This is a genomic window from Vibrio sp. SALL6, assembly GCF_002002385.1.
GTDB lineage: Bacteria > Pseudomonadota > Gammaproteobacteria > Enterobacterales > Vibrionaceae > Vibrio > Vibrio parahaemolyticus.
This window is the reverse complement of sequence record NZ_MQVK01000017.1, coordinates 54445-72325: the sequence shown is the minus strand read 5'-3', so window position 1 is coordinate 72325 and position 17881 is coordinate 54445. Positions and strand designations below refer to the sequence as shown.

16 protein-coding genes and 2 tRNA genes are annotated in these 17881 nt (G+C 46.9%); 10 read left to right on the top strand and 8 right to left on the bottom strand.

Features of this window, described 5'->3' with window-relative positions; all coding sequences use genetic code 11:
• Window positions 1-35: 35 nt before the first annotated feature.
• The 3 genes from BIW15_RS10015 to orn all read right to left on the bottom strand — a co-directional run bounded on the left by BIW15_RS10015 (window position 36) and on the right by orn (window position 925).
• Window positions 36-112, bottom strand: a tRNA-Met gene (locus BIW15_RS10015).
• 35 nt (window positions 113-147) lie between these two features.
• Window positions 148-223 (bottom strand) — tRNA-Gly (locus tag BIW15_RS10010).
• 156 nt (window positions 224-379) lie between these two features.
• On the bottom strand, window positions 380-925 hold the full coding sequence (orn, locus tag BIW15_RS10005) for an oligoribonuclease (protein WP_025634241.1): 546 nt from the start codon (window positions 923-925) through the stop codon (window positions 380-382).
• Between the two features lie 127 nt (window positions 926-1052).
• Here orn and rsgA point away from each other — a divergent pair, with 127 nt between their 5' ends.
• The 5 genes from rsgA to BIW15_RS09980 all read left to right on the top strand — a co-directional run bounded on the left by rsgA (window position 1053) and on the right by BIW15_RS09980 (window position 7875).
• Window positions 1053-2117 (top strand): small ribosomal subunit biogenesis GTPase RsgA, encoded by a 1065-nt coding sequence (gene rsgA / locus BIW15_RS10000; protein WP_005496489.1) that lies wholly within the window; start codon window positions 1053-1055, stop codon window positions 2115-2117.
• A 124-nt stretch (window positions 2118-2241) separates the two neighbouring features.
• Window positions 2242-3099: an archaetidylserine decarboxylase gene (asd, locus tag BIW15_RS09995; RefSeq protein WP_077280928.1), complete on the top strand. Its 858-nt coding sequence runs from the start codon at window positions 2242-2244 to the stop codon at window positions 3097-3099.
• 169 nt (window positions 3100-3268) lie between these two features.
• On the top strand, window positions 3269-4684 hold the full coding sequence (locus tag BIW15_RS09990) for a DASS family sodium-coupled anion symporter (RefSeq protein ID WP_015297419.1): 1416 nt from the start codon (window positions 3269-3271) through the stop codon (window positions 4682-4684).
• 266 nt (window positions 4685-4950) lie between these two features.
• Window positions 4951-6831: a methyl-accepting chemotaxis protein gene (locus BIW15_RS09985; protein WP_023583858.1), complete on the top strand. Its 1881-nt coding sequence runs from the start codon at window positions 4951-4953 to the stop codon at window positions 6829-6831.
• Between the two features lie 156 nt (window positions 6832-6987).
• Entirely contained in the window at window positions 6988-7875 is an 888-nt protein-coding gene (locus tag BIW15_RS09980) for a DMT family transporter (protein WP_017449366.1), read from the top strand.
• 82 nt (window positions 7876-7957) lie between these two features.
• Here the strand turns inward: BIW15_RS09980 and gpmM are convergent, their stop codons facing one another.
• Complete coding sequence (gpmM, locus tag BIW15_RS09975) at window positions 7958-9490, bottom strand: 2,3-bisphosphoglycerate-independent phosphoglycerate mutase (protein WP_005456931.1); 1533 nt, start codon at window positions 9488-9490, stop codon at window positions 7958-7960.
• Between the two features lie 548 nt (window positions 9491-10038).
• On the opposite strand from gpmM, the gene BIW15_RS09970 reads away from it, so the two are divergent.
• The 5 genes from BIW15_RS09970 to BIW15_RS09950 all read left to right on the top strand — a co-directional run bounded on the left by BIW15_RS09970 (window position 10039) and on the right by BIW15_RS09950 (window position 14468).
• On the top strand, window positions 10039-10473 hold the full coding sequence (locus tag BIW15_RS09970; RefSeq protein WP_077280927.1) for a rhodanese-like domain-containing protein: 435 nt from the start codon (window positions 10039-10041) through the stop codon (window positions 10471-10473).
• Window positions 10474-10697: 224 nt separating this feature from the next.
• Entirely contained in the window at window positions 10698-11162 is a 465-nt protein-coding gene (gene secB / locus BIW15_RS09965; RefSeq protein WP_005456911.1) for a protein-export chaperone SecB, read from the top strand.
• Window positions 11163-11358: 196 nt separating this feature from the next.
• A complete protein-coding gene (gene gpsA / locus BIW15_RS09960) occupies window positions 11359-12396 on the top strand; it encodes an NAD(P)H-dependent glycerol-3-phosphate dehydrogenase (protein WP_005496473.1) in 1038 nt (345 codons plus the stop codon).
• Between the two features lie 78 nt (window positions 12397-12474).
• A complete protein-coding gene (gene cysE / locus BIW15_RS09955) occupies window positions 12475-13296 on the top strand; it encodes a serine O-acetyltransferase (protein WP_005496472.1) in 822 nt (273 codons plus the stop codon).
• Window positions 13297-13322: 26 nt separating this feature from the next.
• On the top strand, window positions 13323-14468 hold the full coding sequence (locus BIW15_RS09950) for a murein hydrolase activator EnvC (protein ID WP_031858896.1): 1146 nt from the start codon (window positions 13323-13325) through the stop codon (window positions 14466-14468).
• Window positions 14469-14544: 76 nt separating this feature from the next.
• Here BIW15_RS09950 and BIW15_RS09945 read toward each other — a convergent pair whose 3' ends face one another.
• The 4 genes from BIW15_RS09945 to epmA all read right to left on the bottom strand — a co-directional run bounded on the left by BIW15_RS09945 (window position 14545) and on the right by epmA (window position 17661).
• A complete protein-coding gene (locus BIW15_RS09945; protein ID WP_077280926.1) occupies window positions 14545-15501 on the bottom strand; it encodes an acetyltransferase in 957 nt (318 codons plus the stop codon).
• A gap of 147 nt (window positions 15502-15648) precedes the next feature.
• Window positions 15649-16284, bottom strand: a complete 636-nt coding sequence (locus tag BIW15_RS09940) for a TetR/AcrR family transcriptional regulator (protein WP_005456944.1) — start codon at window positions 16282-16284, stop codon at window positions 15649-15651.
• Window positions 16285-16305: 21 nt separating this feature from the next.
• Window positions 16306-16680, bottom strand: a complete 375-nt coding sequence (locus tag BIW15_RS09935; protein ID WP_005456934.1) for a VanZ family protein — start codon at window positions 16678-16680, stop codon at window positions 16306-16308.
• Window positions 16681-16689: 9 nt separating this feature from the next.
• A complete protein-coding gene (epmA, locus tag BIW15_RS09930) occupies window positions 16690-17661 on the bottom strand; it encodes an elongation factor P--(R)-beta-lysine ligase (RefSeq protein ID WP_005456968.1) in 972 nt (323 codons plus the stop codon).
• Window positions 17662-17881 lie beyond the last annotated feature (220 nt).

Sequence of the window (17881 nt, the reverse complement as noted above, 5' to 3'; positions counted from 1 at the left end):
ACTGAGCTAGTGTCGCATGTTCTCAAGAAGAGAATTGGTTGCGGGAGCCGGATTTGAACCGACGACCTTCGGGTTATGAGCCCGACGAGCTACCAAGCTGCTCCATCCCGCGTCCATGTATTATTGCTTAGTGCAATAATAAAAATTTGGAGCGACACACGAGGTTCGAACTCGTGACCTCAACCTTGGCAAGGTTGCGCTCTACCAACTGAGCTAGTGTCGCATCAACAACGTTTCCGCTGTTCAGGGCTGCGAATTATAAGAGCATTTTTTTGTGATGCAAGTCCTTCGTTCAAAAAAACTTTAATTTTTTACTGAACGACGAAAAAGCAAGCAAAACAATCAAGAATGACAACAATTTAGATCGCAGCCTTAACAGTTAGATCGTAAAGATCGTTTCGCGGTAGTACTTTAACTCCGCAATAGATTCACGGATGTCGTCCAACGCTAAGTGTGTGCCCTGTTTAGAGAAACCGTCCAGCACCTCTGGCTTCCAACGACGAGTTAGCTCTTTTAGTGTGCTCACATCTAAGTAACGGTAGTGGAAGTATTCTTCCAGTTCAGGCATATGCTTGTACAAGAAACGACGGTCCTGACCGATGCTATTACCGCAGATTGGCGATACGCCTTTTGGTACCCATTTTTCTAAAAATTCGATGGTCTGCACTACGGCATCTTGCTCAGAGATTTTGCTGTTCCGAACGCGCTCAACCAAACCGCTAGCTGTGTGCGTGTTGGTGCACCAATCGTCCATTTTGGCTAGCTCTTCTTCTGGCTGATGCACGGCAAGCACTGGCCCTTCAGCTAAAATATTCAGTTCGCTATCCGTGACGATAGAAGCAATTTCGATGATTTTGTGCGTTTCAGGATCAAGCCCTGTCATCTCTAAATCCACCCAAATTAGGTTTTGATCGCTAAAGGACATGGTTACGCCGCCTATTTGTTTATCGATAAAAGAGGTACTATACCTGAAAATACTTGAAACACGATACTCACGAACTTGAGCCGAGAACGAGCTCAATCGCTTGAGTTAACTCACTAAGTAAAACATTGTGGCAAAGAAGAAAAAGTTAACCAAAGGTCAGGTGCGCCGCGTACGCAGCAACCAACAAAAACGCCTAAAAAAGCAAGAAGAGTCCATCCAATGGGATGAGAACATGCTTGGCTCAAGCAAACAGGGTCTAGTGATTACTCGCTTTGGCCAGCACGCTGACATCGAAGATTTAGAAACTGGCGAGGTTCAACGCTGTAACCTACGTCGTGGCATTGAGTCTCTGGTTTCCGGTGACCGAGTGCTCTGGCGTGAAGGTCTTGAATCAATGGCAGGCATCTCAGGTGTTGTGGAAGCCGTAGAGCCACGTACATCAATGCTGACTCGCCCAGACTACTACGACGGCCTCAAACCAGTTGCGGCAAACATCGATCAGATGGTGATTGTCTCGTCTGTTTTGCCTGAGCTATCACTGAACATTATCGACCGTTATTTAGTGGCCGCAGAGACACTCAACATCGCACCATTGTTGGTGCTCAACAAGGTCGATTTGCTTGAAGCAGATGACCGTGCAATGTACGAAGAGTGGCTCAAAGAATACGAGCGAATTGGTTATAAAGTGCTGTTCGTGAGTAAAAATTCTGGTGAAGGCATTAGTGATTTAGAAGTGCAGTTACGCGATCGTATCAACATCTTTGTTGGTCAATCTGGCGTAGGTAAATCGAGTTTGGTTAATGCATTAATGCCTGAACTAGAACAAGAAGTGGAAGAAGGCGCAATTTCTGAAAACTCTGGCTTAGGTCAACACACCACGACAGCAGCACGCCTTTACCACATTCCAACTGGCGGCGATCTTATTGACTCACCAGGGGTTCGCGAATTTGGTCTTTGGCACTTAGAGGCTGAAGAAGTCACCAAAGCGTTCGTTGAGTTCCGCCCATACCTTGGTGGCTGTAAATTCCGCGACTGTAAACACAACGACGACCCTGGCTGTATTCTGCGTGAAGCCGTTGAGAAAGGCGAAGTGAGTGAGGTTCGTTTTGAGAACTACCATCGCATTCTAGAAAGCATGATGGAGAACAAGGCAAACCGCCAATACTCACGCAACAAGAAGGCCGATCTGTAACCAGATTGTCTGAGCAACTGTGTAAGAATTCTTCACCGAATACTGACAAGCACATTAAAGTTCAGTAACATCACGCGCCCAAAGCGCGAATCTAACAGAACAGACAGAAGTATCGGAATTAAAGATGGACAAGATTAAAGTTGGACTGCAGTACTGGATCCCACAACATGGCCTAACTCGCCTAATGGGCAAACTGGCATCAGCCAAAGCTGGTAGTCTAACCACCGCGGTCATTCGCTGGTTTATCAAACAGTACAATGTGAATATGGACGAGGCAAAGCACTCTGATCCTAAGCATTTCAAAACGTTCAACGAGTTTTTTGTTCGTGATCTCAAAGAAGGCGCACGCCCAATCACTGAAGGTGATGAGATCATTACGCACCCAGCAGATGCTTGTGTGAGCCAATTTGGCCCAATTGAAGATGGTCAACTGATTCAAGCAAAAGGCCACAACTACTCGGCGCAAGAACTGCTTGGTGGTGATGAGAAACTCGCAGAAGAATTCAAAGACGGTTCATTCGCAACGCTATACCTATCGCCTCGCGATTACCACCGTGTACACATGCCATGTGACGGCACATTGCGCCAAATGATTTACGTTCCTGGTGATCTGTTCTCAGTAAACCCTCTGACAGCAGAAAACGTACCGAACCTATTTGCACGTAATGAACGAGTGGTATGTATCTTCGATACCGAATTTGGCCCAATGGCACAAGTTCTGGTTGGTGCAACCATCGTAGGCAGTATCGAGCAAGTTTGGGCAGGCACCATCACGCCACCTCGCGGTAACACGGTCTACAAATGGGATTACCCAGCAGAAGGTGACAAAGCCGTTATCCTGAAAAAAGGCGAAGAAATGGGTCGCTTCAAACTGGGTTCGACTGTGATCAACCTGTTTGCGAAAGACGCGATTGAGTTTGACGTAAGCATGGAAAACGGCCAACCAACCGTAATGGGCACACCTTACGCCCTGAAAAAATAAGCGAAATTCAGTTAAAAGAGCCCTTTATCAAGGGCTCTTTTTTTATTGATGAAAAGCAAAATTCTGTTCGAAATTTAGACTCTCTTCTCCAAACTCATACCTGCCTCTAAGACCCTAAATCCACAATCATTTATCCTGCGCTTAGGATGAATATTTAGAGGGGCTACCAATGCCAAAGATGAATGTCAGCACACTGGCTAAATTGCTGGTGTGTTTTTTAATTCCGCTCGGTGTTTTAATGATGCCGATTGATGCTATTCCCATTGATGATCTCACTTTAATTCAGCATCGCTTGTTGGCCATTTTTCTTCTTGCTGCCCTACTTTGGGTTCTTGAGCCGGTTCCCGTTTTTGCTACGTCCATTCTTATTATCGCTCTCGAACTGATCATGATTTCTGACAAAGGCTTGCATCTGTTTCGCAATCCACCACCAGGGCACGATCTTGGTGAGCTGATCAACTACACTGATATCTTCTCTGCCTTTTCGTCACCAATCATTATTCTTTTTATGGGCGGCTTCGCATTAGCGATTGCCGCCTCTAAGTATGAGCTCGACAACAACCTCGCTCGCGTGCTGCTTAAACCGTTTGGCAACCAGCCCAAATTCATCATGCTCGGGCTGATGTTGATCACCGCGGTATTTTCCATGTTCATGTCCAATACCGCAACAACGGTCATGATGTTAGCGCTACTTGGCCCTATTGTGGCGTCAGCACCGAAAGGTGACTTAGGCATTAAAGCACTGGTTTTGTGTATTCCAATAGCCGCCAATACGGGTGGTATTGCTACGCCAATAGGTACGCCACCGAACGCCATCGCACTGCAATATCTCACTGGAGAAAACACCATCGACTTCCTCTCATGGATGATGATGGGCTTACCTTTTGTCTTAGTGCAATTGACCATCGCTTGGTTCTTACTGCAAAAGCTGTTCCCATCGAGCGAGCCAGAAATGAAACTCAAGTTGGATGGCACTTTCAAAAAGAGCTGGCGCGCAATGGTGGTTTACGTGACCTTCGCCCTCACCATCGTCTTGTGGATGACCACCAAAGCTCATGGCATGAATACGTACGTCGTCGCGATTATTCCTCTGGCAGTCTTTACCTTAACGGGCATCATGGGCAAAGAAGAGCTCAAACTGATCAACTGGGACGTATTGTGGTTGGTTGCCGGTGGTATTGCGATTGGTATTGCACTCGATAAAACGGGCTTGGCAGAAGCGCTCGCCCACGCAATTGATTATGAGGCACTGTCTCCATTTGCGGTGGTGGTTGCACTCTCCATCGTGTGTTGGTTGATGGCCAATTTTATGTCGAACACCGCGACCGCGAACTTGTTGATGCCAATTGCCGCAGCAATCGGGGTTTCCATGCCGAGTTTGGCCGCTGTCGGTGGCTTACAAGGCTTACTGGTTGTGGTCGCATTCTCAGCTTCACTGGGCATGATTTTACCTGTCTCCACCCCACCAAACTCATTAGCTTATTCAACGGGCCTGATAGAAAGCAAAGACATGGCGAAAGTCGGACTCATCATTGGCTTAATTGGTCTGTTTATAGTTTACGGCGCTGTGTTGATTCTCTTCTAACGTTCTGGCTCTGTGAGGGGTTACGCCTTCACAGAGCCCCTTCATTCCCATTACCTCGACTTCGTTCCCCTTTGCACACCATGATGAATAGAGATTTAACATTGCATTGCTGAATAAAAATCACACCATGTGCCTCAAGTTTCATCACTAACTGTCGATAAATTCACTAAAGCCTTTCATGTAACGCTCTGTGCTTGAATCGTCTAAACCCTCTGGAGTCACACGTTGTGACACTGATCTTTTTGTCTGTTTATAAAGGTTAGACAATGAGAAATACCATTAAGTTAAAAATCCAGATTGCTATCGCAGTCATTATCGCCATCGTAAGTGGCGTTCAAGCTTGGGTTTCCGTTAATCAACTTCACGAAGAAACCACATCCACACTCAACCGAGAAATACAGAATATTTCTGAGTCGACTAACCGTTATATCAGCGATTGGCTCTCAATTCGTAGCGATATGATGTTGGCTAACGAACAAATCATCGCCAGTTCTGATGATGCAGATCGCGAGTTATTGCTGACCAAACGCGCGGGGAAATTTCTCTCTGTTTACGCAGGGTTCTCTGACGGCGCTATTGCCTACGGCGATAAAAGCGAATCATGGCCATCCGATTACGACCCTCGCACTCGCCCTTGGTATCAAGACGCGATGGCACAATCTGGGCTGATCATTACCGAGCCATACCAAGACTTTGATGGCAGTATTGTGGTTAGCTTTGCCAAAGCGTTTAACCAAAACAAACAAGGCGTCTTGGCCGCTGACTTGGCCGTCACAGACATCATCAACGAAGTGTTGAATATCCAACTAGATAACAACGGCTTCGCGTTTTTGGTGGATGGCAACAATAACCTCGTCGCTTATAAAGATGAAAAGCTCAGCCAAAAACCGCTCACCACATTAAATCCAGAACTGACGCGCGATAAAATGGCCAACTTGGCACAACACGCGAAGCTAGAAACAATCACGTGGCCAAAACAAGGCGATCAACTGATTTATGTTGCTCAAGTCCCTAACACCGATTGGTCTCTGGGCGTTGTGCAAGACAAACAAATGGCTTTTGCATCCGTTTCGGAGCAAGTGACCTTTACTGCCATTGCTTCAATCGTGATGTATTTGATCATCGCTGCCATCAGCACTTACGTGATCACTCGCCTACTACGTCCACTGCAAACTTTGTCGGATGCACTCTCTGAACTGTCACAAGGTGAAGGTGATTTGACGCAGCGCATCGAGATTGAACGCATGGATGAAATTGGTGAACTGGCTACGCACGTCAACCAGTTCCTTGCTCAGATGCAATCAATGCTAAAAAACATCGTCGAAAACAGTCAGCAGTTGTCAGAACAAGCACAACAGGCGAATGAACTCTCAGCCATGGCGGCAGGACGCGTTGAGCACCAACAAAATGACGTAAACCAAATTGCTACGGCCATTCATGAAATGTCAGCAACCGCTGCAGAAGTCGCAAGTCATGCAGAATTGACCGCAAGTGCATCCCAAAACTCCGCATCTGCATGTGTGGAAGGTCAAAGCGTTATTCAGAAAAACCGAGAAGCGATTGTGTCGCTTGCTGAGCAAGTGAGTGATGCGGCAAATGTGATTTCTGAACTGGAAGCGAACACCCAAAGCATCAACCAAATTTTGTCTACGATTCAGGGCATTGCTGAGCAAACCAACCTGCTCGCTCTCAATGCGGCCATCGAAGCAGCACGCGCGGGTGAACAAGGACGCGGATTTGCCGTGGTAGCGGATGAAGTACGTGTACTTAGCCAACGCACTCATGGCTCAACAGAAGAAATCCGTACCATGATTGAAACGCTGCAAAGCAATACCAAGCTTGCCGTAAACAGCATGCAAGCCAGCACTAGCTTGGCAGATACCAGCGTGGATTACGCACAGCAAGCGCACGACAGTCTAACCAGCATCACCAACTCTATCACTGAGATTAATGATATGGCGATGCAGATTGCGAGCGCAGCAGAAGAGCAGCGAGCGGTAAGTGAAGACATCAGCCGCAATACTCAAGGTATCAAAGACGATGCAGATGTCATTGCTGAGCAATCACTGAAAAGCAGTGAAGGCGCACGCAGAATGTTCAACACAGCGAACACCATGCGAGAAAACATCAGTCGCTTTAAAGTGTAAACCGCCCCAAAAAAGCAGCTCCCAGAGCTGCTTTTTTATTGATGTTATCTAGCCCTTTAACTTCCCAATAATAAATAAAAAAATGATGGCATTGCTCGTGGCATTTCATGCATATTAAGAGCCCTCAACCCTATTCAACAAGGACGTCTATCAATCATGGGTTACGAATGGCTTGCTCTGTGCGCTGCCTTTTTATGGGCGGTTTCCAGCCTGATTTCGGTTATTCCTGCGCAGCATCTGGGTGCCTTTTCTTACAGTCGTTGGCGGATGGGCTGCACAGCCGTGATTTTGTCGACCATGGCGTGGATAACCGGCGGTTGGCTAAGTGTGACTTGGGAACACATTACGCCGATGATGGCATCAGGATTGATAGGGATCTTCATTGGCGACACCGCACTGTTTGCGTGTTTGAATCGCATGGGGCCAAGGCAAGCGGGCCTGTTGTTTTCCTGCCATGCCGTGTTTTCCACCATCTTAGGTTATTTCCTGTTTAGCGAAAGCATGACGGCCATTGAACTGCTTGGTTCTGCACTGGTGTTTAGCGGTGTGGTGATGGCGATATTCTTTGGCCGGCGCGGACAAACTAACAATGTGCTCGAGGAAATCAAAGGCAACATTTGGGTTGGAGTCTCACTCGGCCTTACCGCTGCAATATGTCAGGCGCTCGGTGGCATTATTGCCAAACCGGTCATGCAAACCAGTGTCGACCCAATCGCTGCATCGGCAATTCGAATGATCAGCGCGTTCGTTGCGCACTGCTTGTTACTTATCGTTGGAGTCAAAGTTGCTCGATCCACCCAACGTATTACTTGGCGTGTTTTTGGCATTACGGCGTTGAATGGCTTTCTCGCGATGGCCGTAGGAATGACGTTAATTCTTTACGCGCTGCGCGAAGGGAACGTAGGTATGGTTGCACTGCTATCTTCAACCACGCCAATCATGTTGCTACCGCTGCTCTGGGTTTACACTAAACGCCGACCAAACCGATTTGCTTGGTTGGGCGCGGCCCTAGCGGTGATTGGTGCGGGGATTTTAGTTCAGTAATCTTACAAACCAGTCCTTATTACCAGACACAAAAAAGCCCGAGTTTATACTCGGGCTTTTGTCATTCTGAATCGTCAGTTAATTACTTAACTAGCACATCACCAGACATTTCAGCAGGGATTTCTAGACCCGCTAGAGAAAGCATTGTTGGTGCAAGGTCAGACAGTTTACCGCCTTCTTTGAACTCAACCGCTTTGTCACCTACGTAGATTAGAGGCACTGGTAGGTTAGTGTGTGCAGTGTGAACGCCGCCAGTTTCAGGGTCGATCATCATTTCTGCGTTACCGTGGTCTGCAGTAATCAGTAGCTGACCGCCAACTTCTTTGATTGCTTCAACTACTTTGCCTACGCTTTCGTCTAGTGCTTCGATCGCTTTTTCAGCAGCTTCGTAAACACCAGTGTGACCAACCATATCTGCGTTCGGGTAGTTACAGATGATTGTGTCGTACTTACCAGACTTGATAGCCGCAACCAATTTCTCAGTTAGCTCTGGAGAGCTCATTTCTGGTTGTAGGTCGTAAGTTGCTACTTTTGGAGAAGCAACCAATTGACGCTCTTCGCCTTCAAATTCGTTCTCAACACCACCGTTGAAAAAGAAAGTAACGTGCGCGTATTTCTCTGTTTCAGAGATACGTAGCTGAGTTTGACCTTGCTTAGATAGCCATTCACCGTACGTGTTTTCTAGAGACGCTGGTGGGAATGCTGTTGCTAGAGGGATATCTGCCGCGTATTGAGTCAGCATCACGAAGTTGATTGCTGGGAATACTGCGCGCTCAAAACCGTCAAAACCAGGAACGAATGCACGTGTGATTTGACGTGCACGGTCAGCACGGTAGTTCATGAAGATAACCGCATCACCGTCTTGCATGATTGCGTCTTCTTGACCTTCTGCTTTAATCGCCGTTGCTTTCACGAACTCGTCGTTTTCGTCACGAGCGTAAGCCGCCTCAAGACCAGCAACAGCCGTTTCTGCTGTGAATTCAGCTTTAGCTTGAGTTAGTAGATCGTAAGCAACTTGTACACGTTCCCAGTTGTTGTCACGGTCCATTGCGTAGTAACGACCGACTAGAGAAGCAACGCGGCCTTTACCTAGTTTCGCGAATAGATCTTGGAAACGTTGTAGCGAGTTTTCTGCACTGCGTGGTGGTGTATCACGACCGTCTAGGAAACAGTGTAGGTAGATTTTCTCAGCGCCACGAGCTGCCGCCATTTCAACCGCTGCGTAGATGTGATCTTCGTGAGAGTGTACGCCACCTGGAGACATAAGACCCATGATGTGCACTGCTTTTTCTGCTTTCACTGCAGCGTCGATAGCTTCCACTAGAGCAGGCGTTTGTTCGAACTCACCATCAGCAATTGATTTAGTGATACGAGTTAGATCTTGGTATACAACGCGACCTGCGCCAATGTTAGTGTGACCAACTTCTGAGTTACCCATTTGACCATCAGGAAGGCCAACATCCATGCCTGAAGCAGAGATTAGAGTATGTGGGTTGTTCGCAATCAGAGCATCCATTACTGGTGTTTTCGCATTCGCAATTGCGTTACTTGCTGTGTCTTCACGGTAACCGTAACCGTCAAGGATAACTAGAGCCAGTGGCTTCTTAGCTGACATAGTGATGACCTCATCAAATTTAAGTAACTTTTGGCGTAGGGCTTCGCTGCCCTATCTAACCTTGAAACAAAACTAGCGTAATTTTACTACACTTTTTAACCAAAACTGTAGGTTAAGATCAAATAATGTTTGCGATTTAATGTTGCTATCTTACAAGTTAGCGAGCAACCAAGCGTCACCAACAAACGTGTTCCACAAGCATAGTCATTCCCAATACGCTTTGTACACCCAAGCCCACATTCGATGGCACGGCTCTCAACGTTGCCACAAAACTGTCAAAACGGTCTTCTTTTAGAGCGCTCAACATAACTGGCTGAGGATAGGTTCTATTGTTCTCTTTTCTTGGCAAAACAGAAGTCACTTAGACCGATTACTTCGATAGGAAAAAGTGATGAATAAGGATAGGAGAAGAGATGCGATAACAAGGACGTAGCGAGTTTATAGAGATCTCAATTATTCGTTAGAAAATTTTAACCCTCTCGCCTAAGAGGCTTAACCCCGCTATACTCCTGCTTTATTTTTCCGCCAACAGCGTAAGAGCTCAAGACATGCAAGAGTACATTGAATTTTTCCAACAGAACATGATTCTATCTTTGGTTTGGGTAGGTCTTCTTGTCGCATTTATCATGAACATCGTGAAGTCAGCGACGGCAGCATACAAAGAAATCAACGTAAACCAACTGACTCACCTAATGAACCGTGAAAACGGCGTTGTTGTGGATATCCGCACAAAAGATGAGTTCAAAAAAGGTCATATCACCGACTCACTTCACATTTTACCTTCAGACATCAAAGCTGGTAACTTGGGTAGCCTTGAAAACCATAAATCAGACCCAATCATTGTTGTATGCAAGACGGGCCAAACCGCTCAAGAAAGCGCGAACCTTCTAGTAAAAGCGGGCTTTGAAAAAGTTAGCCTACTTCAGAATGGTTTGATTGCATGGAACGAAGCAAACCTACCTTTAGTTCGTGGTAAAAAGTAGGAACGTGGCAAAAACTAAGGTACGCATTTAAACGCGATTTTGCCAAGCCTCGTGGATATAAAACTGAGCAAATAGAAAGCAGTTGAAGCCCTAAGTTGTGACGCTTTGCACGTAATACACGCTTCATCTAGTCAAGGTACATTTGCTCAGTTAGTCTCAGGACAAACCAAATTTCTGAGTTTAGGCGTTTCTAGACTCAACAAATGTTTATTAAGGATTTAAAAATGGCTGAAGCAGCACCTCAAGAAGCACAACAAAACTTCGCAATTCAACGCATCTTCCTAAAAGACGTTTCTTTCGAAGCGCCAAACTCTCCAGTAATCTTCCAAAAAGAATGGAACCCAGACGTTAAACTAGACCTAGACACTCAAAGCCGTGAGCTTGGTGAAGGCGTTTACGAAGTAGTTCTACGTCTAACTGTGACGGTGAAGAACGAAGAAGAAACTGCGTTCCTATGTGAAGTTCAACAAGGTGGTATCTTCACTGCTGAGCAAATGGAAGCTGGTCAACTAGCACATTGCCTAGGTGCATTCTGCCCGAACATCCTATTCCCTTACGCTCGTGAAACTATCTCAAGCCTAGTTGTTAAAGGTACGTTCCCTCAACTGAACCTAGCGCCAGTTAACTTCGACGCGCTATTCATGAACTACCTACAACAGCAAGCTCAACAAGGCGAAGCTCAAGCGTAATTCACGTTTTGTAAGTGACGAACAGCCATAAGCGCTTTCGTCACCGACTCGAAGAAAATGCACATAGCGTCTATCATCCGATGCAATGTGCATTTTTTATTTCTGACAAAAGTTCCTAGTTCCTAATCCCTAGAGAGCGTAAAATCTGGTGATTATGAACTAGATTCTACTAGTAGAAAGACAATTAGGCGGTAGCATGACACAAGCAAATACAAACAATGCTTACGGTAAAGACATCGCAATGACTGTAATTGGCGCAGGCTCATACGGTACTTCTCTAGCGATCTCCCTCGCGCGCAATGGTGCGAACGTTGTCCTTTGGGGACACGAGCCTGAGCACATGGCACGCTTAGAGGCGGATCGCGCGAACCACGCATTTTTACCAGGTGTTGATTTCCCAGAAAGCTTGATTATTGAATCGGATTTAGAAAAAGCCGTTCAAGCAAGCCGTGACTTGTTAGTTGTGGTTCCAAGCCATGTCTTTGGCATCGTGCTTAACAGCTGCAAACCGTTCCTGCGTGAAGATTCGCGTATCTGTTGGGCAACCAAAGGTCTTGAACCTGAAACTGGCCGACTACTCAAAGACGTCGCATACGACATCATCGGTGAGAACTACTCGCTGGCCGTTCTATCTGGCCCAACGTTCGCGAAAGAGCTCGCGATGGGTCTACCAACTGCGATTTCCGTTGCCTCTCCAGATGCAGAGTTCGTGGCGGATCTGCAAGAGAAAATCCACTGTAGCAAAACCTTCCGCGTGTACGCGAACAACGACTTCATCGGCATGCAACTTGGCGGTGCAGTGAAAAACGTTATCGCAATTGGCGCAGGTATGTCAGACGGCATCGGTTTTGGTGCAAACGCACGTACTGCGTTGATTACCCGTGGCTTGGCTGAAATGAGCCGCCTTGGCGCTGCACTTGGTGCCAAACCAGAAACCTTCATGGGTATGGCTGGTTTAGGTGACTTGGTTCTTACGTGTACTGACAACCAGTCACGTAACCGCCGCTTTGGTTTAGCTCTTGGTCAAGGTAAAGACGTTGACACCGCACAAGAAGAAATTGGCCAAGTCGTAGAAGGCTACCGCAACACGAAAGAAGTATGGATGCTCTCCCAACGCATGGGCGTTGAAATGCCGATTGTTGACCAAATTTATCAAGTATTGTATCAAGGAAAAGATGCACGCCTGGCAGCGCAAGATTTACTTGCTCGTGACAAAAAAGCCGAAGGAAAGTAGCACTCTACGCACCTTCGCACCTCATCTGAGAAGAATAGAAGTTGTCGGGTCACGGAAGAACCACTCAGGATATTGAGAATGAAACACTGCGAAAAACAAAAAGTCTGGAACAAAATTGTCTCAGAAGCCCGTGAAATGTCAGAGCAAGAGCCTATGTTGGCCAGCTTTTACCACGCAACGATCATCAAGCATGAAAGTTTGTGTGCGGCACTGAGTTACATTTTGGCCAACAAATTAAACACGGCGTCGATGCCAGCAATGGCCGTTCGTGAAGTGGTCGAAGAGGCATTTGCCGCAGACCCTACCATCACGGATTTTGCTGCGTGTGACATTTGTGCGACGGTCAACCGCGACCCTGCTGTTTCCATGTACTCAATGCCATTATTGTATTTGAAAGGTTACCACGCGCTGCAAGGCTATCGCGTGGCAAACTGGTTGTGGAAACAAGGCCGTCATGCCCTTGCGACGTATTTGCAAAACCAAATTTCTGTGGCGTGTCAGGTAGACATTCACCCAGCAGCACGTATTGGTAGCGGCATCATGCTCGACCATGCGACGGGCATCGTGATTGGTGAAACAGCGGTGGTTGATAACGATGTGTCGATCCTACAAGACGTCACCCTAGGTGGTACAGGTAAAGAGTGCGGCGATCGTCACCCGAAAATCCGTGAAGGCGTGATGATTGGTGCAGGTGCCAAAATTCTTGGTAATATCGAAGTGGGCGAAGGGGCGAAAATCGGCTCTTGCTCCGTAGTATTGCAAGCGGTGCCACCGCACACGACCGTGGCAGGCGTACCCGCGAAAATCGTTGGTCGACCAAAAACAGACAAACCGTCTCTCGATATGGACCAAGGCTTTAACGGTAAATCACAAAGCTTTATCCATGGAGATGGCATTTAACCGTCTTCTGATCCTTTGACAATAATGTGGTAGGTAACTCTCAAGTGCGAAAACAAAATCACCCAGTGCTCCGCTCGGCTATTTTATTAACTTGTGCTTTATCTGCCACCTATCCCCTCTTTTCTTTCGCCGCAAGTCAGCAAGAGCTCAAAGGCGTTTCCAGCGAAATCAATCGCCAAAAGAAGGCGCTAACCTCGCAAGAGAAACAGCTTAACGAGCTGCAAAAATCGCTCAAAGACCAAGAGCTTGGCATTTCTAAGCTGGAGCGAGAAATCAAGCAAACTAAAGCCGACCTTGCTCAAGCAGACAAGAACATCAATAAACTGGAAGAGAAAATCTCCTTGCAAGAAGCCCAGCGCCAAGCACAAGAGGAAGAGCTCAAACAGTTGCTGCAAACGTATTACGTGACCGAGCGAGCGAAAGCGAATGGGCACTTATTGAATCAAGGTGTAGAAGAAGACCGCATTAGCCAATACTTTCAGCACTTAGCCAAGGCTCGTGCCGAAGTGATTGATGCCATCACCAAAACCACTCAAGAGTTGGCGCACAACAAAAACCAACTTGAGCTAGAGAAAGAGCAGATCGAAACCCTGCTCAAGCAGCAATCAGAAAAGCGTACCGCACTGGCCAGTACGCAGTCGAATCGTAAGCAAACGCTGAACAAAATTCAGAGCAGCATTAAAAACGACAAACGTTACCTTGCTGAACTACAACGCAATGAAACCCGTCTAAAAGCCGAGATTGCAAAAGCCGCCAAACGAAATGCAGTACCAATGGACGGGCTAGGCAAACAGCGCGGCAAACTACCATGGCCACTAAAAGGCAGTGTGTTACATAACTTCGGTACGCGTCAAACCGGACAAGTAAACTGGAAAGGTATGGTGCTTTCCGCTAACTATGGTCAACAAGTTAAAGCAGTTTACCCTGGCACAGTCGTATTTGCAGAGTATTTAAGAGGTTACGGTTTAGTGGTGCTGCTTGATCACGGTAAAGGTGACATGACGCTTTACGGCTACAATCAAGCGTTAACCAAAAAAGAAGGCGATAAAGTCACCGCAGGCGAAGTGATAGCACTCGCTGGTGATACAGGCGGGCAGGACCGACCATCACTGTATTTCGAAATCCGCCGTAATAGTGAAGCACAGAACCCGAAGTCTTGGTTAAAGCGCTGATTACCTGACTTATTTACTTGTAGTAAAAACAAAGGAGCCACTCGGCTCCTTTGTTGTATTCATATTTTGGAAAATGCTATGCGTAGTACGTTTCGACCGCATCAATAAATGCATTCACATCTTCTTTGCGTAAGGCATTAATACCCGCAGCCGCCTCTCGCCCACCACCTGTAGGGAACTGCCCACACACGGCAACAGCACCTTGTTTATTGTTCAATGGTGCACGGAGTGAAACTGTGTAAGTACCATCTGCGTTTTCTGTGAGTACCGCATGCGCAGAGTCTGGATTTTGGTTTGCCAGCCAGTTGCCATACACACCGCTGATTCGACGTGATGCGGCCGTGTTTGGTAGCTCAAACAACTTCAATGTGTCGCTTTCATGCGTGGCTGGTACCGCTTGCGCGGCATCCATGTCTTGTTGGTAAGCTGATTGCAATTGATAGTAAGGCGAGGCTTTATCTTCAATGACTTCGAATGGCGAAATATATTGGACCAACGCTCGGTATAAATCCGCAGGATGGAAATGAAGGTCGTCGACTTTCGAGCCATAACCGTTGTAGTTGATTAATGTACCGAGCTCTTTTAACTGCGCTTTTTGCTCGTGATTGAGTCCGGCTTGATCCGCCAGCACATCCGCTTTAGCAATCAAATTATCACCGTAAGCAGCGGTGATCGCCCAAGTATGAAAGCGTCCTTCCAGCAACTTATCGACAATCAAAGCGGTACACATATTAGCGTCAAGATCGATATGGGCGTCCAAATTACCGTGTTGAGGAATGTCACCAGCTTTGTGGTGATCGGCGTAAAACACGTGCGTGCCTTGAGCCAATGCTTGCTCTAAGCCAGCCATGTTCTTTTCCATCGAAATGTCTAACACAGTCAGCTCATCACCCGCTTGCACGTCCACTTTTTCCACCAGCTTAATATCGCGCTTTACGCCAGTAATTAATTGGGAATCGATAGGGTCAGCCAAACGCAGTTGTAGAAGTGCGATGATGCCGTCTGCATCACCATTGAAGATGTCGTAATTCATTGAGCGATAGTTCCTTTATCGAGAGTCAATCCCTTGAACTAATCGAGGGAGATAGTCGTCTTATTGTGCGTAGCAAGTATGACAAGTCAACTCAAGGCGCGACTCGAAAATGAGAGTGACTCTCGAAATATTGAAGCAAGTGACCGATCAGCCCTGCAGTGTGCTGACCGCTTCTTCCAACAGCTGTAGTTGCTCCAAACCTTGTTCAGTCGCGACAGGTTTCACAACATTCAGCATCTGCAGCATCCCCTGCTTCACCATTTGCTCGGTAATGCTGGTTTTCGATGCCATTGCAGATTGGTAAGCTAACCAACTACAAGCGATCAAATGCAACGTGCACACCAGTGATTTCAACTGCTGTTCATTCACATCCAGCAGCTTCAAAGAAACAAACTCCTGCATAATCGCAATGAGGTTGGCTTGCAGCTTCTCTTGCACATCGATGTACTGCTCGTGCAGCTGTTCATCTCGTGACAAGATTTCTGGTAGGTTTGCGTAGAAAAAGCGGTATTTCCACATCAAGGTAAAAATAGAGTCTAGGTAGCTCTTCAGCATAGTCAGGCTCTCTTGTGAGCCTTGAATAGGGGTAAATCTTTCTAAAAGTTCTGCTGAATAAAGCGCAAAGATCTCACGAACGATTTCTTGCTTATTGCGGAAGTGGTAATACAGATTACCAGGGCTAATTTCGATGTGATCGGCAATGTGATTGGTGGTGATGTTGCGCTCACCATGTTGGTTGAACAACTCCAGTGCCGCGTAGACGATTTTGTCGCGCGTTTTCATTGTTATCGTATTCCCTCTTCATTAACGAATCGAGTATAGCGACTTCACCAACCTAGGTCGATAGAGGCTCCAAATACGGTAACATAACAGACCAGTTAAGATGCCAGTCGAGTTGGCGACAAGGTCTAACCAAGAGGTTTGTCTGCCGACATAGCCTTGTAGCCACTCAATGACGGCGCTAAATAGCAAAATACCCATCGCTACCGCCCAACGTTGACGCCAACGCCACACGCAAAAGCAACCTAAAAACGCAAAGCCGCTGTATGCCATGGCATGCTGCATTTTGTCGAGGTACGCGATATTGCCCCAGTCTTGTAGTTCTCCTGAACTCAGAGATAAAAAAGCGATCAATATGGCGTAGCTCAAGATGACGAAACGTGCAGCCGTCAAGTTCATTGGATATCCTTATGCGATTGGAAATGGAAAGGCCGTGACTTGATCAATGTGGTCACAGCCTAGCGCCAGCATGATCAAACGATCGATACCCAGCGCAACCCCTGCACAGTCTGGCAATCCTGCTTCCAGTGCAGAAATCAGATGATAATCGATCGGCTGCGGTTTTAAACCCATTTCGATACGCTTTGCGTTATCTTGTTCAAAGCGCGCTAATTGCTCTTTCGGGTTGTCCAGTTCATGGAATCCGTTCGCCAGCTCTATCCCCTTAAAGTACACTTCAAAACGATCCGCGACGCGATGATCTTGAGGATTGATTTTTGCGAGCGCCGCCTGTGACGCAGGGAAGTCGTACACAAAAGCCGGCACATCCTGACCAATTTTGTTTTCTACTCCCACGCTAAATAACAGTTGCAGCAACGTATCGCGATCTTCTTCTGGCTCAGCAATGTCACTCAAGCCCAGCTTGCTTGCCGCCGCTTTCAGCTCCGTCATCGAGCCTTCTAATGGACACACACCCAACACATCAATGAAGGCTTGTTGATACGTCATGCGCTGCGCTGCACCACACTTCAATACCAGTTGCAACAGGTCATCCATTTCATCCATCAATTTATGATGGTCAAAGCCAACGCGATACCACTCCAACATCGTAAACTCGGGGTTGTGGTATCGACCATTTTCTTCGTTACGAAACGCTTTATTGATTTGATAAATACAACCACTGCCCGCTGCCAAAAGGCGCTTCATATGGAATTCTGGGCTGGTCATAAAGAACAGCTTACTGCCATCAGCGTAACCAGGGCCAACAAACTCGGTTTGAAAAGTATGCAAATGAATGTCAGTCACGGTCGCGTGGCTCATCGCTGGCGTGTCCACTTCCATCACCTGTCGCTCGGCAAAGAATTGACGAATGGCGGCGATTAACGTCGCACGTTGACGAAGTTGCTCAATGGAAGCGGTAGGTTGCCAGTTGGTTTGCATAATAAGTCTCTCAAAACTCTAATTTAGCGCGTAAAAACCCCATTCTACATGCTTTTCACGGTTCGACGAGAGGGGAATTTCCCTTCTCTATTTTCCCGCCACATTGTTTAAATTTGAAGCAAGCATTACTCGTGCTGCAGTACAAAAAACATTCGAAATAAAACCTGTTATCAATGACAGCAATGTCGGGCAACACTCATTTAACATTCATGGATATGAC

Coding starts and splice junctions, on each gene's coding strand:
- orn (WP_025634241.1), bottom strand. CDS start 925: ATGTCCTTTAGCGATCAAAACCTAATTTGGGTGGATTTAGAGATGACA.
- asd (WP_077280928.1), top strand. CDS start 2,242: ATGGACAAGATTAAAGTTGGACTGCAGTACTGGATCCCACAACATGGC.
- BIW15_RS09990 (WP_015297419.1), top strand. CDS start 3,269: ATGCCAAAGATGAATGTCAGCACACTGGCTAAATTGCTGGTGTGTTTT.
- BIW15_RS09985 (WP_023583858.1), top strand. CDS start 4,951: ATGAGAAATACCATTAAGTTAAAAATCCAGATTGCTATCGCAGTCATT.
- BIW15_RS09980 (WP_017449366.1), top strand. CDS start 6,988: ATGGGTTACGAATGGCTTGCTCTGTGCGCTGCCTTTTTATGGGCGGTT.
- gpmM (WP_005456931.1), bottom strand. CDS start 9,490: ATGTCAGCTAAGAAGCCACTGGCTCTAGTTATCCTTGACGGTTACGGT.
- BIW15_RS09970 (WP_077280927.1), top strand. CDS start 10,039: ATGCAAGAGTACATTGAATTTTTCCAACAGAACATGATTCTATCTTTG.
- secB (WP_005456911.1), top strand. CDS start 10,698: ATGGCTGAAGCAGCACCTCAAGAAGCACAACAAAACTTCGCAATTCAA.
- gpsA (WP_005496473.1), top strand. CDS start 11,359: ATGACACAAGCAAATACAAACAATGCTTACGGTAAAGACATCGCAATG.
- cysE (WP_005496472.1), top strand. CDS start 12,475: ATGAAACACTGCGAAAAACAAAAAGTCTGGAACAAAATTGTCTCAGAA.
- BIW15_RS09945 (WP_077280926.1), bottom strand. CDS start 15,501: ATGAATTACGACATCTTCAATGGTGATGCAGACGGCATCATCGCACTT.
- BIW15_RS09940 (WP_005456944.1), bottom strand. CDS start 16,284: ATGAAAACGCGCGACAAAATCGTCTACGCGGCACTGGAGTTGTTCAAC.
- BIW15_RS09935 (WP_005456934.1), bottom strand. CDS start 16,680: ATGAACTTGACGGCTGCACGTTTCGTCATCTTGAGCTACGCCATATTG.
- epmA (WP_005456968.1), bottom strand. CDS start 17,661: ATGCAAACCAACTGGCAACCTACCGCTTCCATTGAGCAACTTCGTCAA.